Here is a 14,525-nt window from a genome sequence, read left to right as displayed (position 1 = left end):
TGCATTTTGGGTTAATCCGGTAGGGGGACTGAAATGGCAGAACATTATGATATTCTTGTGATCGGCGGAGGGCCGGGCGGTTATACGGCGGCTTTAAAAGCAGCCGGTCTGGGACTTAAGACCGCCATTGTGGAGAAGGACAAGCTGGGAGGAACCTGTATTAACAAAGGCTGTATTCCAACAAAGGCTTTGCTTCATGCCTCCAGTATCTTTGAATCTCTTCAAAACAGCGATGAATTCGGGGTATCCACAGATTTTATTTCTTTTGATTTTAAAAAGATGCAGAATTATAAGAAACGTTCCGTAAAGGCATACCGCAAGGAGGTGGACGAGCTTGTTAAGGCTGCCGGGATAACCGTTATTTGCGGGACAGCTACCATACGCCGGGGGCGGACCATAGAGGTGAACAGCCCGGAAGGCAAGGATTATTATGAGGCAGATCACATCATCATTGCCACCGGGGCAAAACCGGTGATCCTAAAGATTCCGGGGGCAGACCTTCCGGGGTGCTGACCAGTGACCGCCTGTTAGCTTCTGATACGTGGAATTACGACCGTCTTACGATCATTGGAGGAGGGGTGATCGGGGTGGAATTTGCCACCATTTTCAGCGCCCTCTGTTCCCATGTGACCATACTGGAGAGCGAGGCCCATTTATTAGGGCCTATGGATTCTGAGGTCTCCCAGGCCCTGGAAGAAGAGCTTAAAAGGAAAGGAATCGCGATCCATTGCAGGGCAAAAGTTAAGGAAATCCGGGAGGAACCCAATCAAGGGCTGACATGTATCTTTGATGTAAATGGAGAGGAACAAACCATTCGTTCCGGACAGGTCCTCATGGCAGCGGGACGGGCTCCTTGCCTGCATGGCTGATGGGACAGGATGTGAATCTTGAGATGGAGAATGGCCATCTGAAGGTGGATTCAGAATTCAGAACCAGTGAACCGGGAATTTATGCCATCGGCGACGTGGCGGCTAATATCAAGCTTGCTCATGTGGCGGCCGCACAGGGGACCTATGTAGTGGAAAAGATTGCAGGAGTCGGTCATACCATCCGGCTTTCTGTTGTGCCCAACGGCATGTTCGTCAAGCTGCCTGTGGTACCCAGCTGCATTTATACGGAACCGGAAATCGCTTCCGTAGGTCTTACAAGGGAGGCTGCCAGCGCTTGCAGCATGAAGGTGAGCTGTGGCCGCTACTCCATGAGCGGAAATGGAAAATCCATTATAACCAGGGAGCAGAATGGGTTCATTCATCTGGTATTTGAGGAATATTCCGGTACTCTTATAGGAGCCCAGATCGTATGTCCCAGGGCAACCGATATGATCAGCGAGATGGCAACGGCTATTGCAAACGGTCTGACCGCAGAACAGCTTATGCTTGCCATGCGGGCCCATCCTACTTACAGCGAAGGAATTGGGGCAGCCATAGAGAATTATTTTGAAACCAAAGGAGAGATAAAGCGATGATTCAGGAAAGACTGGAACAATTAAGAAAACTGATGGCAGAGCACCATATGGATGCTTATATGATTCCAACCTCAGATTTTCATGAATCCGAGTATGTGGGAGAATATTTTAAATGCAGGGAATTTATGACCGGATTCAGCGGATCAGCTGGTACGGCAGTGATTACAAAGGCTGGAGCCGGTCTGTGGACTGACGGCCGTTATTTCGTGCAGGCGGGAAAGCAGCTTGAGGGAACCGGAATTACCCTGCAGAGAATGGGACAGCCTGATGTTCCTGAAATTGGGGAATATCTGGATCAGGTCCTCCCGGAAGGCGGCTGTCTGGGATTTGACGGACGGGTGGTAAATTGCCAGTTAGGACAGGAACTGGAAAAACTTCTGGCCGATAAAAATGTGACCCTGGCTTATCAGGAGGACCTGGTAGATGTTCTGTGGAAGGAACGTCCCCAGCTGTCTGCAAAACCGGTCTGGATCCTTGATGAAAAGTATAGCGGAAAATCTTCTGCAGAGAAAATAGAAGAATTGAGAAGCCAGATGAAGAAGGAAAAGGCAACCGTTCATATCCTTACTTCTCTGGATGACATTGCATGGCTTTTAAATATCCGGGGAAATGATGTGGAATGCAATCCGGTAGTCCTTTCCTATGCAATGATAACCCTGGATCGTTTCTATCTCTTCATCAATGAAAAGGTGTTAAAGGATGAAGTGAAAGCCTATTTAAAGAACCTATCAGTAACGGTATGCCCTTACAATGACATTTACACGGCAGTTCTTCAGTTAAGAAACCAGAAGGTTCTTTTAGAAACGGGTAAGATCAATTATGCCATTGTAAAAAATCTTGACAGCTCCAACAGCATTGTTGATAAAATGAATCCCACCGCCCTTTCAAAGGCCATGAAAAATCCTGTGGAAGTGGAAAATATGAGAAAAGGCCATATAAAGGATGGAGTGGCCATGGTAAAATTCATCTACTGGCTGAAGAAGAATGTGGGAAAGGAAACAATCACAGAGGTCAGTGCTCAGGAGTATCTGGATCATCTGCGCTCCCAGCAGGAGGGAAATCTGGGACTGAGTTTTGACACGATTTCCGCCTATGGCGCCAATGCAGCTATGTGCCATTATAAGGCTACAGCGGAAAGTGATGTGAATATAGAGCCTAAGGGACTTTATCTGGTGGATTCAGGCGGACAGTATTATGAAGGAACAACTGATGTTACCAGAACCATTGCGGTAGGGCCGTTGACAGAGAAAGAGAGAGAGCATTTTACGCTTACCGTCATCAGCATGCTGCGGCTGGGTGCAGTGAAATTCCTTTACGGATGCCGGGGACTGACCCTGGATTATGTGGCAAGGGAGCCGTTCTGGAGCCGCGGCATTAATTTTGACCATGGGACCGGCCACGGAGTAGGATATCTCCTAAATGTCCATGAGCGTCCCAATGGAATCCGGTGGCGCATGGTACCGGAGCGCAGGACAATGGTATCCTGGAGGAAGGCATGATTACTTCCGATGAGCCTGGAGTATATATAGAGGGCAGCCACGGCGTCCGTACGGAGAACCTGATTGTTTGCAGGAAGGCTGAAAAGAATGAGTATGGGCAATTTATGGAATTTGAATTCCTGACCATGGTTCCCATTGATCTGGAAGCCATTGATAAATCCATTATGACGGAAAATGACGTAAAGCTGTTAAATGATTATCACAAAGTCGTTTATGAAGCCCTTTCCCCGTATTTTACAGGAGAGGAAGCATTATGGCTGAAAGAGAATACAAGAGCTATTTAGCTGATAAAACAAGGCAGAACCGTGAGTCACGGTTCTGTCTGTTTTTGAATGTCCGCATTTGCTTTGAGCCGCAGTAAAATGGGGAAAACTGCTTCCAAATCTTCTTTGCTCAAGTCTTTCATCAAAGCAGCGGCTTCCCTTAGAAGAGGCTGTTCTTTTTTTTCAGTTTTAAAAAAATTCTATGGGAGTAATTTCAAGATAATCGCAGATTTCAAAAAAATTGTTTCATAGATGGCATGGAACGTCCTGAAGAAATTCCCTGGATATAGCTTTTGTTTTTTCCCAGATCCAGGCTCATTTGATATTCGGAGATATCTTTTTTCAGACGAAGCTCCGTGATCCTATTCCTGACAAACTGTTCATCCAACATTATCACCTCTAGGTTAATCATAAAGGATATTGTATGCAAATGCTACGTATTATATGCGTAATAATGGCTTAAAAATTGGTTGCATATACGGATGAAAAGCGTTATCATATACCATATACGAATGGAAAAGAAGCGGAATGAATGATTCCAGCAGGTACAGGGGGAAGGATCATGACAGGAAATTCAGGAAGGCAGTTCGAGAGGTGGAATTCGGTAAACGAGCATGAGTTCTTCCGTTTTAGTGAGACGGAGCAAATGTACAGAAACATAAATCTTTTTAAAGATACGGTTTTATTTGAATATTCTTATATAGATAGGAGGCTCTATCTGTCACCAAACGCCAAAGGACAGATAGATCTGCTGGCTTTTGAACGGATTCTACATAAGCATAGGGACAATGCCCCCCAAGAAGGAGATCCGTTCCTTTGATTTTTGCCTGGGGAAAACGGGAGAACCATATCACTGGTGCAGCTGTAAGCTTACCGCCCAATGGGAAGACCGGACAGAAGATCCTGTCAAGCTTATTGGAAAGCTTCAGGATATTACCGGGCTGAAGGCAAGGGAAGAGCAGCTTTTACTCCAGTCCCTTAAAGACGGACTTACCGGTTTATACAACAAAATGGCCTTTAAATACCGGGTAGAGGAGAAGTTAAAGAGCGGCGGATCGGGCTGGCTCTGCATGATCGATATTGATAATTTCAAGGAAATCAATGACTGCTTCGGCCATCTGGCCGGTGATAGGATTTTAATGCAGGTAGGCGGAATGCTCTGTGATATTTATCCGGAACCGGATCTGGTGGGAAGGGCAGGCGGAGACGAATTTGTTGTTTTTACAACCGAAGAAAATGCCCGGGAAAGGCGGATAATCTGTTGGATAGGGTAGAAAGGATCATACCGGAAGAAAAATGGCATATTTCTGTCAGCATTGGAATTGCTCCCAGCACTGGAGAGCGGGGAGAGGATTATCAAAAGCTATTTTCCAAAGCAGACCGGGCCATGTATAAAGCAAAACATGGCGGAAAGAACCGGATTGCTTTTTTGGTGATGGTTGATGGGATGTGGATTGTGGCCGGGGATTATAGGAGATTGGAATATGTAATGGGGCAGGAGGTGTGTATCCTGTCCCATTTTTTATTCTTTAATATTTTGTTTTTAAAACCTTTTATTTTTAAGACTTTTTATTTTTAAGACCTTATATTTTTAAGACCTTTTATTTTTAAGACCTTTTATCTTTAAGACCTTTTATTTTTAAGATCTTTTATCTTTAAGACCTTTTATTTTTAAGACCATTTATCTTTAAGACCTTTTACCTTTAAAACCTTTCGTCTTTATGATTTTTAATTTTAAGTTTTTTTATTTTTACTATCTGGCAGATGCCTGTGGATAAACAGGGATCATTTCTGTTCGGAGGGTAAATCTACCAGAGTGTATTCACATTGGATTGCAGGGAGAAGCTTGTCCAGTAGGTCCGCGGTTTTAAATTTTAAGCTGGAGGTATTGATACAAGGGTGGCAGGCAAAGAATTCGTGGGTCAGTACATCTTTATCGATCAATAGCCTGACACGGCGGTTTTTATCGTTCATAAGCCCCAGGACCGAAACCGAGCCAGGGGTGATGTCCAGAAATTCCATCATAAATTCCCGGTTCAGCAAAAGAGAGTCTGGCTGAGCCGATTTGCTTGGAAAGGGCAGCGGTACGGAATTTCTTTTCGCCTGGCAGCAGCAGGAGATAGAAATCGGTTTTCTGGGCATTACGGAGAAACAGATTCTTGCAGATTTCTATTTTTAACAGCGCATCAACCTCCTGGCAGGCTTCTATGGTGGGAAGCGGGGAGTGATCCACCCGCTGATAGGATATGTTGAGTTTATCCAGCAATTCATAGGTGCGGATTTCCTTGGGAAGACGCCCTGTTAGATCATTGGGGCACCCGTCATAAAGGGTTTTATCCAGGTAAAAGGTATCGTTTGTATGAATCATTTGTTACACTTCCTTTTGTCTTTTTATGATCTATTATATCTGAGGGGGAAAAAAATTACAAGCATTTTTAAGATGTGGAAGGATTTTAGTGGTCTTGGAGATAGAGATGTATTATAATAGCTGTGGAGAAAAAATAAAGTAAAAAACCCGGCGGAAAGGTAGGAATGAAAGTGTTTTATGGGGTGGCCGGGGTTTTATTATGTAAAGGGATAGGAATAGAAAGAGATTAAAGATTTGAAAGAGACTAATAATAGGAAGAGACTAAATGTAGGAAGGATAGATTGCAGATATGATAGATAACCGGTTGAAAAAGAGAGATTCAGAAAAGATAGAATGGTAAAAGACAGTGATAACGCGAAAGTGGAGGGAAAAAAGGGAAAGGAAGGTGGCAGGAACAGCAGTAAAAGCGATAATAGGAATGGCAGTAAGAACGGCAGCAGCATTGGTAGTAGGAATGGAAACAGGAACGATAGCAGCATTGGTAGTAGGAATGGGAACAGGAACGATAGTAGCATTGGTAGTAGGAATGGGAACAGGAACGATAGCAGCATTGGTAGTAGGAATGGGAACAGGAACGATAGCAGCATTGGTAGTCGGAATGGTGATAGAAACGACAGCAGCATTGGCAGTAAGACTGGCAGCAGGAATACCAGCAAGACCGGCAGCAGGAACGGGCAGAGTGGAAATATGCTTAATAAGGCAAGCAGGGGAGAAAGAAATTCCTCTTCAAAATGTCCAGTATCCCGTAATTGCGGAGGCTGCCAGCTTTTGGACATGCCTTATGAAAAACAGCTGGAACAGAAGCAGAAGTATCTGGAAAAATTGTTGAAGCCATATTGCAGTGTTGCACCGATTATTGGAATGGAGAATCCTTATCATTATCGTAATAAGGTTCATGCAGTATTTGACCATGACAAAAAAAGGCAATCCAATTTCAGGCGTTTATGAGGCTAACTCCCATAGAGTTGTTCCGGTGGAAAACTGTATGATCGAGGATCAGAAGGCGGATGAGATTATCAGGACAATTAGAGGCATGTTGAAGTCTTTTAAGATACGCACTTATGATGAGGATACAGGATATGGATTATTGCGCCATGTATTGATACGGAGGGGATTTGCCACGGGAGAGATTATGGTTGTCCTGGTAACCGCCTCGCCAATTTTTCCTTCTAAAAATAACTTTGTAAAAGCACTGAGGGAAAAGCATCCGGAGATAACTACAATCATACAGAATGTAAATGGCAGGGGGACAAGTATGGTGCTGGGAGATAAGGAACACGTGCTGTATGGGAAAGGATATATTGAGGACATCCTGTGTGGCTGCCGTTTCCGTATTTCTTCCAAATCTTTTTATCAGGTAAATCCGGTGCAAACGGAGATTCTTTACAATAAAGCAATTGAAGCCGCCGGGCTTACAGGTAAGGAGCGGGTGATTGATGCTTATTGCGGGATAGGTACCATAGGGATTGTTGCCAGCAAATACGCTAAGGAAGTTATTGGCGTGGAGTTAAATCGGGATGCAGTACGGGATGCAGTGGAAAATGCCAAAATCAACGGAATTAAGAATGCCAGATTCTTCTGCAATGATGCAGGGAAGTTTATGGTGAATATGGCGGAAAACGGAGAGCAGGTGGATGTGGTGTTTATGGATCCTCCGAGGAGTGGAAGCACGGAGGAATTTATTGATTCTGTGGCGAAAGTGAAACCGGAAAGGGTTGTTTATGTGTCTTGCGGGCCAGAGACGTTGGCAAGGGATTTGGAGTATTTTAGAAAGAAAGGGTATGAGGCGAAGATGGGATGGGGGGTGGATTTGTTTCCGGCAACGGAGCATTGTGAGGTTTGCGTCGAAATATGTCGAGTAAAATAACAATTTGTAATATATATTATATCCACTATATGGTAAAATAAAAGAAGAGGTAATTACTATAAACTAATTTTAAAGGATTGATATTACTTGGGAATTGTGGTTTGAATTTCTGCTTATGCCGATAAAGATTTACATCTTAAACAGATGTTATCAAAGCAAATGCATAGATATATTGAAGAAGTATTGGCTCCCGGAATTTTTGCAGAATGTTCTGGGAGTCTGTTTTTTGAATTTTCATTATAAAAAATATATACTTTTACAAAAGGGGATACTATGGGTATTGATAAATATGATTTTGCGGCTAAAATTTTAAAGTATTGGTATTTGATTGAATTTCTTGATCAGATTAATTTCCCCGTGGAAAGTAAAGAAAATCGAGAAAGTAACAAAAGGGTAGTAGAGGGGAAAATAAATTGGTATAAGAAAATCACGGTATATCATTCTTTTTCCCCAGGAGAGAAAAGTCCAACTATGGCTTTTGAGGAGGATGCTCAAATTTATTCGAACCTTAGGGAAATATCGGATGAAATAGATATCTGCATGGGAAAGGTGCGCCGGGGAGACTGTGATAAATATCTTAAGCAAAAGTTTAGTTTGAAAGATGATACAATTGAGGAGGACCATAGTAAAATTTGTTTGATTGGACTTAAATGTGACTCTCAGGGTATTTATATTGAAAAAAAGTCTCAGTATTTCACCGCTGATTTGGGGAATTGAGCGCTTACAATATCATATGGGTGAGACAAGCAATGAAGACTTGGCGGAGTTGCTTTCATTGAAAGATTACAGCATAGATATGTCTTTAATGGAAGAACAACTGATGTACAGTGACGCGGATGGAAAGCGTAGTGGAAAAGAACTTTCTTTTGAATTATTGCAACAACTGTTTCGCTCCGCTGTAAGTAAATATATCATCTCACTTTTCGGGAGTGATAATTCGGTGATATCGGAAGGTGTTATGATATATAAGAGATACCAAACAGAAGAGGACAAGACCAGAGATTGTGATTCGCTTTATTTTAGTGATTTAAGTAACAGCTTTTTTACGAATGATTTGCAGATGATTCTCAATAGTAATATTTTACGTCGCCCCCGCCATGGTAAAGATACTGAACAAAAGGCATTTATTGATTATATTGTAGGTGCATATGCAGAAGAATTTCCGGAAACTAAATGGATAGACTTCTCTAAACGAGTAGATATTCGTAAAGGCTGGGAGGGAAATAACGAGGCTGGAAGACAAGACTTTTTCAACCGGTATTTTGATATTTCTATGGCACCAATTGGTAAATGGCCTTCTAAATATATGCCGGCATTTATGCAGCAGCTAGCTATTAATTTTGGTATGCATCCAGAGGAAATAGGTGGAACAATTTTTTTCTGTCAACGGACCTCCCGGTACAGGGAAGACTACACTTTTAAAGGAAATTATCGCTGGTAATCTTGTGGATAGGGCCCGGCTTCTGATAGAGTATGATGACCCTGATATGGCATTTGTAGAAAAACGCTTTCAGGATGGTGATAAATCCAAAAATGGATATAGCAATTATCATAATGTATATTATGAATTAAAAAAATAACGAGATCAAAAGATATGGAATGTTAGTTGCTTCTTGCAATAATGCAGCAGTTGAAAATATTACAAAAGAGCTGCCGGACGGAACGGCTCTGTGTAAGGGCCTGCTGTTTGATGGGAAAGATAAACCCGCTGTTGTAAAAGGGCTGGACGAGGTGCGGCGGCTGTTTGATATAAAGGAAGTCATTCATACAGAAGAGCATAAAATCTGGAATGATGAGCAAAACCAATATTGCTTTGAATCATATCCTGACATTTATTTTTCTAAATATGCTAATGATATGTTGGATTTAAAGGAAAAAAACAGAGCGGAGTCGATGGGGAATTATATCTGCACCTTTTGGTAAGGCAAGCAATATAACTCACTATGCTCAAAAAGTTTTACTTCCATATATCCAGGATTTTGGTACAAAAGATAAAATTGCAGAGCGCAAAGGGCAGTATATCGAAACTGTACGGCAGTTCAAGGAGCAACTTGCCATCGTGGAAGAAATACAACGGTGTATTAGGACTGTTAGTTATGCAAGAAAGCAGTTTCAGGAGAAAAAAAATGAACTTGAACAGCAATGTATTCATTTATTGGAAACAATTGCTAAAAATCAGCAGTATATTAAACAGCTTCAAGAGAAGACTGTGGAGTTGGAACAACGACAACAAGAAGTTATAGATTTGAGACAGGGGGCGATTCAAGAGGTCGATTCCTTAGAGATACAAAAAGAACATCAAACAATTCTTGTACGTGGTTTAGAGAGTGAAATTCAAGAAATTCGAAAGGAAATCATGGAGCTTGAAAGTAAGCGGGGCATAAAAGACTGGCTTTTTGAACTAATTGGAAAAGTCAACATGCTTACTAAAACTATTGATGAAAAGTATGCAAAACTTTCACCCATGGAAAATCTGTACAAGGAACATAGTGATTGGTTACACCAAATTCTAGGTCAAATGCAAGAGCAAGAAAAACGTTGTGATGAACTATCCTTACAAGTACAGCAGTTTGATAAAGAACATAAAGAAGTTATCGAGCAAGCTGAGATAGTTAAAAACCGGGAAAAGCAAATGTATCAATCGATAAATGATATAAAGAATGCGATTGAGAGAGCATGTGCAGAGTATCAGAGCTTTTTACGATCTGCCAAAAAGACGGAAGATATTTTACATCAGATGACTGTTTTGGATGAAGTGTTTTGGGAGATGTATGATAGTAAATCAGAAGAGGAGAACACTAAAGCACAGGTGCTGAACCCCTGGTTTACCGTTGAATATAATCGAGAGAGAGAAAAACTATTTTACCTTGCTCTGCAGGTACATAAGAACTTTATCTTGTCTTCCAAATCCTGTTTCTTTAATATCAAAAATCTTGCTCTGATGTGGCGCTTGATTGAAGACAACGAAGGCAAGTTGCCAACCTTTTCTTTGAGAGACCGGGAAAACTGTTTTAGCGCATTGTTGAATACCATCTTATTATTAACGCCAGTTCTTTCCACGACCTTTGCCTCTGTGGGAAGCATGCTTTCGGATATTAAGCAACGAGGGGAGCTTGGTCTGTTAATTATTGATGAAGCAGGCCAGGCACAGCCACAAATGGCATTGGGGGCGTTGTACCGCTGCCAGCGTGCTATTGTTGTGGGTGATCCGAAACAGGTGGAGCCGGTTGTTACTGCAGAGATGGATACAATTAAAAAAATCATTCGCAACGATGAAAATTGTATGTATCAGTCAAAAAAACATTCTATTCAGGAATTTGCAGACCGTATCAATCCTATTGGTACATATTACACAGAACCATCGGGTGATGATAAAACATGGGTCGGATGTCCTCTGGTAGTACACCGAAGATGTATTAGCCCTATGTATGAAATATCAAATGCTATTTCGTATAATAACACCATGAAGCAGCAAACACAGAAGCCAAAACCGGAAATGGAAGCGCGCTTTTGTCTGGAAAGTTCCCGATGGATTAACGTGTGCGGTACTGAAAACAGTAGCAGGGGTAAAGATCACTATGTGGGGCTGCAAGGGCAAAAGGCAATAGAACTAGTTTTACAAGCATTTTCAAAGACTGATGGTATACCGAGTTTGTATGTGATTACTCCCTTTACCACGGTAAAAGATGGTTTCAGAAAAGAATTAAATAATTTACCTGCATGCCGTGATAATAAGCGTATTCAGGATTGGGCGGGAACCCATATTGGTACGGTTCACACTTTTCAGGGCAAGGAGGCCGATGAGGTAATCTTTTTGCTTGGTTGTGATAAAAATGCTCTTCCAGCAGTTCGGTGGGTGAATACAAACATTATAAATGTTGCGGTCACCAGAGCCAAGTACCGCTTGTATATCATTGGAGATTATACTGTTTGGCAACATTCTCATGTGATGCAGCAAGTAAAATGCATCATGGACAGCTATGCTATCCGTGCATTACATGAAATTGCTAAGAATCCAGAGTCGGAGGCGAACCAAACTCAAATAGAATCATTGTTGAAGCAGGTACCATCAAGTGAGTCTTTTCAGGTGGAAGATGAAATTGGCGAAGTTATGGTCAATACCTTTTTGAAGGCAATTTCAGACATATGGGCTGACCAGAATCATTTGTCCGAGGAAGAATTGTGTAAATGGGGACTTTCGTCAATTTATCTGCAGCATATTGAGCCGAAGATAAAGCAGAGTCTGATATGGGGATTGAAACTCTATTCTCTTTTCGCATTGTTCAAAGAACGATATGAGATTAATGATATGGATTACTCCTGCAGTGGAATCTTGTTGTGTAAAACAATGGAACTGCAACTAAAAGATTGCCTTCTGCTCGGTTTTCAGCAACTTTTTCCGAACCTAAATGTTAATAGAACCAGTTTGTCTCAGGTGCGTCCTGAAAAGGCGATGGTGGGAACTTTCACACAGGTTTTAAAGGAAGAAAGTAATCGAGAGCAGTTAGCTCAGAGACAGGTAATGTATAATGATGAGCTATGCGATAAAGAGTGGTGGGATATATATTACAATAATCTATCTGAATTCAAGGATTTAAGAAATACTTGTTGTCATTCGGGATTTTTTTGGATGGGATAAGGTAGAAAAATTGATTTTTATTCTTTTTAAATGTAATGAATTTTTAAAAACTACTGTTGGGAAATGTTTATAGGATCATACTTTTTATAAGTAAAATAAATAAAGTAATTGGAGGTAAAATTACAACTTTCAATTGGAGTGTATGAAGAAATTTCTGTAAAAACAGATCTTGAATGTTGAGACTTATTTCTTTTCTCTCTAAAAAGGTAGAGGGGCTATAAAAAGGTGGATTTTGATGTGAGTTTTTGCCATAGTGTAAACGTAATCTGCCTATGATGAAAGTAAGAAGCATGTATTATAAAAATATGTGCTTAAAGTGTCTGGTTTTTATATTTCATAGGTAAAGAAGAAAACAGGGCTGATATGTATCGACTATTGATTTACCTTGGTTCAGCAGTCAGTTAAAAAAACTGTAATATAAGAGATTTTGAGAAGGGTTTGTAAAAATAGGAGGGATCTCTAAGGGGGTAACAGATACTGTGGCCATCGGAATTACAGCCTCAACGCATTGCGAGGTTTGTGTCGAGTTGCGTCGAGAGTAGATGGGCGTATGAGAGGAAGAGGGAGTGAAGAAAAAATCAGTCTAATTGAAACCTGATTAAATTAAACATGAAATGGGGGAGGATAATAAATATGTCTTTTTGTACTTAGTATTTTAATTAGTTCCACTATAGGTAAAATTTATGAATATAGGATATAATGTAAAAAAATATCAATATGAAAAAAAGAAACAGCATATGTTGCATTTATTAATATATATTATGATGTTTTAGATATATCAAGGAAAAACCTACCTGTTGATGGAGAAGACATGATTTTAGCATTAAATGAATTTTCAAAAAAAGTTAACTCTTTGGGGATCCAATGAAGTAATTAAGAAGTGGCTAAAATTTCGCAAAGGATCTATAACAAAAGATGAAAATCCTCAAAATATATTATTTATAATGGAAGATATTATGTTTAGCATTCGAAAAGATCTAGGCAATAAGCGTGGTGTATTTAACAAGCTCAGAAAGGGGGACTTATTAGCATTTGTAATAGATGACGTTAATATGTTAACGAAAAAAATAGTGTCTCAAGCTACATACTATGGTTTTCAATAAATTTTCAAGAAAACTTATTGAAAACCATAGTATATGTTAAAATAAACGATTGAGATATTTACAATAGGTATTAGATGATTTATATAACATGATGAAAACTAAAACTAAACTGGCAGGAATGGATTCTGTACAAGTATTAATGGGTTAATTATGTGGCTATTGAGTTTGGAAAGACACTGATAGATATGGAATTGAATGATTGGAGGGTGACGTAGTGGACAATCACGGAGAAATTATAATCTACCAGACGGAAGACGGTCTGACGAAGATAAATGTCAATATGCAGAATGAAACAGTGTGGTTGTCATTGGAACAGATGGCTGATTTGTTTCAAAGAGATAAATCCACAATTTCAAGGCATATTAAAAAACATTTTTGATGAGGGTGAATTGGTTAGAAGTTCAGTTGTTGCAAAATTTGCAACAACTGCTTCTGATGGGAAGACATATCAGGTTGAATATTATAATCTTGATGTCATCATCTCTGTCGGGTATCGTGTGAAATCTCAGCGTGGTGTACAGTTCCGTATATGGGCAGCAAGCATATTAAAGGAATATATTAAAAAAAGGCTTTGCGATGGATGATGAGCGTCTGAAAGAACTGGGTGGTGGCGGATATTTCAAGGAACTGCTTGAAAGAATTCGAGATATCCGGGCATCCGAAAAGGTGTTTTACCGTCAGGTGCTCGAAATCTATGCAACCAGTGTTGATTATAATCCCAAGGCAGAAGTATCCATTCAATTTTTCAAAAAAAATACAGAATAAAATTCATTATGCTGTTTCCGGAGGAACTGCAGCTGAGGTAATTTACCATCGTGCGGATGCAGAAAAAGATTTTATGGGACTGATGACATTTTCAGGAGACCAGCCTACACTGCGGGAGGCAAAAATAGCAAAGAATTATTTGAATGAAAAAGAACTGCGAGCTATGGGGCAACTTGTTTCTGGATATTTGGATTTTGCGGAGAGACAGGCAGAAAGAGAAATCCCCATGACAATGGATGATTGGGCAAAACATCTTGATGGGATTTTGACTTCGACGGGAGAGAATCTCCTTACAGGAAATGGAACTGTTAGCCATCTTCAGGCTATGGAAAAGGCACAGACAGAATACAAGAGATATAAGGCAAAAACGATCAGTAACGTAGAGAAAGATTATTTGGATAGCATAAAGATATTAGAACAAAAAGGGAAAAAACAATAATTCTGGAATTCAAGGGGGCGAATTATCCGAAATTTACGGATAGTTGAAACTACTGAAATCAACTAAAAAAAATCTTTATGGATGCCGTTAATCAAAGAACTGTACAATTCCGTGAGC

The 14,525-nt window shown here is 40.6% G+C and carries 12 protein-coding genes and 4 pseudogenes; 14 read left to right on the top strand and 2 right to left on the bottom strand.

Annotation, left to right across the window (positions count from 1 at the left end; genetic code table 11):
• The first annotated feature begins 33 nt into the window (after nt 1-33).
• The 4 genes and pseudogenes from JCM10519_RS28760 to JCM10519_RS10605 all read left to right on the top strand — a co-directional run bounded on the left by JCM10519_RS28760 (nt 34) and on the right by JCM10519_RS10605 (nt 3,248).
• A complete protein-coding gene (locus JCM10519_RS28760) occupies nt 34-513 on the top strand; it encodes an FAD-dependent oxidoreductase (RefSeq protein ID WP_347843814.1) in 480 nt (159 codons plus the stop codon).
• On the top strand, nt 507-869 hold the full coding sequence (locus JCM10519_RS28755; RefSeq protein ID WP_347843813.1) for an FAD-dependent oxidoreductase: 363 nt from the start codon (nt 507-509) through the stop codon (nt 867-869). The genes JCM10519_RS28760 and JCM10519_RS28755 overlap by 7 nt, the downstream gene beginning before the upstream one ends.
• Nucleotides 854-1,465: an FAD-dependent oxidoreductase gene (locus JCM10519_RS28750; protein WP_347843812.1), complete on the top strand. Its 612-nt coding sequence runs from the start codon at nt 854-856 to the stop codon at nt 1,463-1,465. The genes JCM10519_RS28755 and JCM10519_RS28750 overlap by 16 nt, the downstream gene beginning before the upstream one ends.
• Nucleotides 1,462-3,248 (top strand): annotated as a pseudogene (locus JCM10519_RS10605) (aminopeptidase P family protein). Before JCM10519_RS28750 ends, JCM10519_RS10605 begins: the two are co-directional and overlap by 4 nt.
• 171 nt (nt 3,249-3,419) lie before the next feature.
• Here JCM10519_RS10605 and JCM10519_RS28745 read toward each other — a convergent pair.
• Nucleotides 3,420-3,615, bottom strand: a pseudogene (locus JCM10519_RS28745) (helix-turn-helix transcriptional regulator); the annotation flags it as partial.
• 174 nt (nt 3,616-3,789) lie between these two features.
• Here JCM10519_RS28745 and JCM10519_RS10595 point away from each other — a divergent pair.
• The 3 genes from JCM10519_RS10595 to JCM10519_RS10585 are packed head-to-tail and all read left to right on the top strand — an operon-like array spanning nt 3,790 to nt 4,806.
• Complete coding sequence (locus tag JCM10519_RS10595) at nt 3,790-4,047, top strand: hypothetical protein (RefSeq protein WP_347843811.1); 258 nt, start codon at nt 3,790-3,792, stop codon at nt 4,045-4,047.
• Nucleotides 4,016-4,501 carry a diguanylate cyclase gene (locus JCM10519_RS10590; protein WP_054739075.1) on the top strand — a complete coding sequence of 162 codons (486 nt, stop codon included), beginning with the start codon at nt 4,016-4,018 and terminating at the stop codon, nt 4,499-4,501. The genes JCM10519_RS10595 and JCM10519_RS10590 overlap by 32 nt, the downstream gene beginning before the upstream one ends.
• Complete coding sequence (locus JCM10519_RS10585; RefSeq protein WP_054739073.1) at nt 4,489-4,806, top strand: diguanylate cyclase; 318 nt, start codon at nt 4,489-4,491, stop codon at nt 4,804-4,806. Before JCM10519_RS10590 ends, JCM10519_RS10585 begins: the two co-directional genes overlap by 13 nt.
• A gap of 206 nt (nt 4,807-5,012) precedes the next feature.
• Here the strand turns inward: JCM10519_RS10585 and JCM10519_RS10580 are convergent.
• Nucleotides 5,013-5,595, bottom strand: a pseudogene (locus tag JCM10519_RS10580) (prolyl-tRNA synthetase associated domain-containing protein).
• A gap of 385 nt (nt 5,596-5,980) precedes the next feature.
• On the opposite strand from JCM10519_RS10580, the gene JCM10519_RS28740 reads away from it, so the two are divergent.
• The 7 genes and pseudogenes from JCM10519_RS28740 to JCM10519_RS10545 all read left to right on the top strand — a co-directional run bounded on the left by JCM10519_RS28740 (nt 5,981) and on the right by JCM10519_RS10545 (nt 14,408).
• The gene (locus JCM10519_RS28740; protein WP_347843810.1) at nt 5,981-6,424 is read left to right on the top strand and encodes a hypothetical protein; all 444 of its coding nucleotides are present in this window, start codon (nt 5,981-5,983) and stop codon (nt 6,422-6,424) included.
• Nucleotides 6,425-6,505: 81 nt separating this feature from the next.
• Nucleotides 6,506-7,462, top strand: a complete 957-nt coding sequence (gene rlmD / locus JCM10519_RS28735; protein WP_347843809.1) for a 23S rRNA (uracil(1939)-C(5))-methyltransferase RlmD — start codon at nt 6,506-6,508, stop codon at nt 7,460-7,462.
• 273 nt (nt 7,463-7,735) lie between these two features.
• Complete coding sequence (locus JCM10519_RS10570) at nt 7,736-8,179, top strand: hypothetical protein (RefSeq protein WP_054739071.1); 444 nt, start codon at nt 7,736-7,738, stop codon at nt 8,177-8,179.
• 16 nt (nt 8,180-8,195) lie between these two features.
• Nucleotides 8,196-8,903, top strand: coding sequence for a hypothetical protein (locus tag JCM10519_RS10565; protein WP_054739070.1), 708 nt, complete (start codon nt 8,196-8,198; stop codon nt 8,901-8,903).
• A gap of 158 nt (nt 8,904-9,061) precedes the next feature.
• Nucleotides 9,062-9,385 (top strand): hypothetical protein, encoded by a 324-nt coding sequence (locus tag JCM10519_RS10560; RefSeq protein WP_054739068.1) that lies wholly within the window; start codon nt 9,062-9,064, stop codon nt 9,383-9,385.
• A gap of 136 nt (nt 9,386-9,521) precedes the next feature.
• Nucleotides 9,522-12,101 (top strand): AAA domain-containing protein, encoded by a 2,580-nt coding sequence (locus JCM10519_RS10555; protein WP_054739066.1) that lies wholly within the window; start codon nt 9,522-9,524, stop codon nt 12,099-12,101.
• A gap of 1,317 nt (nt 12,102-13,418) precedes the next feature.
• Nucleotides 13,419-14,408: pseudogene (locus tag JCM10519_RS10545) on the top strand (virulence RhuM family protein).
• Nucleotides 14,409-14,525 lie beyond the last annotated feature (117 nt).

This window comes from Clostridium sp. NkU-1 (assembly GCA_001312405.1).
The sequence above is the reverse complement of the archived record's forward strand: the minus strand, read 5'-3'. Positions and strand labels throughout refer to the sequence as shown.

Coding starts and splice junctions, on each gene's coding strand:
- JCM10519_RS28760 (WP_347843814.1), top strand. CDS start 34: ATGGCAGAACATTATGATATTCTTGTGATCGGCGGAGGGCCGGGCGGT.
- JCM10519_RS10595 (WP_347843811.1), top strand. CDS start 3,790: ATGACAGGAAATTCAGGAAGGCAGTTCGAGAGGTGGAATTCGGTAAAC.
- JCM10519_RS10590 (WP_054739075.1), top strand. CDS start 4,016: ATGCCCCCCAAGAAGGAGATCCGTTCCTTTGATTTTTGCCTGGGGAAA.
- rlmD (WP_347843809.1), top strand. CDS start 6,506: ATGACAAAAAAAGGCAATCCAATTTCAGGCGTTTATGAGGCTAACTCC.
- JCM10519_RS10570 (WP_054739071.1), top strand. CDS start 7,736: ATGGGTATTGATAAATATGATTTTGCGGCTAAAATTTTAAAGTATTGG.
- JCM10519_RS10565 (WP_054739070.1), top strand. CDS start 8,196: ATGGGTGAGACAAGCAATGAAGACTTGGCGGAGTTGCTTTCATTGAAA.
- JCM10519_RS10560 (WP_054739068.1), top strand. CDS start 9,062: ATGTTAGTTGCTTCTTGCAATAATGCAGCAGTTGAAAATATTACAAAA.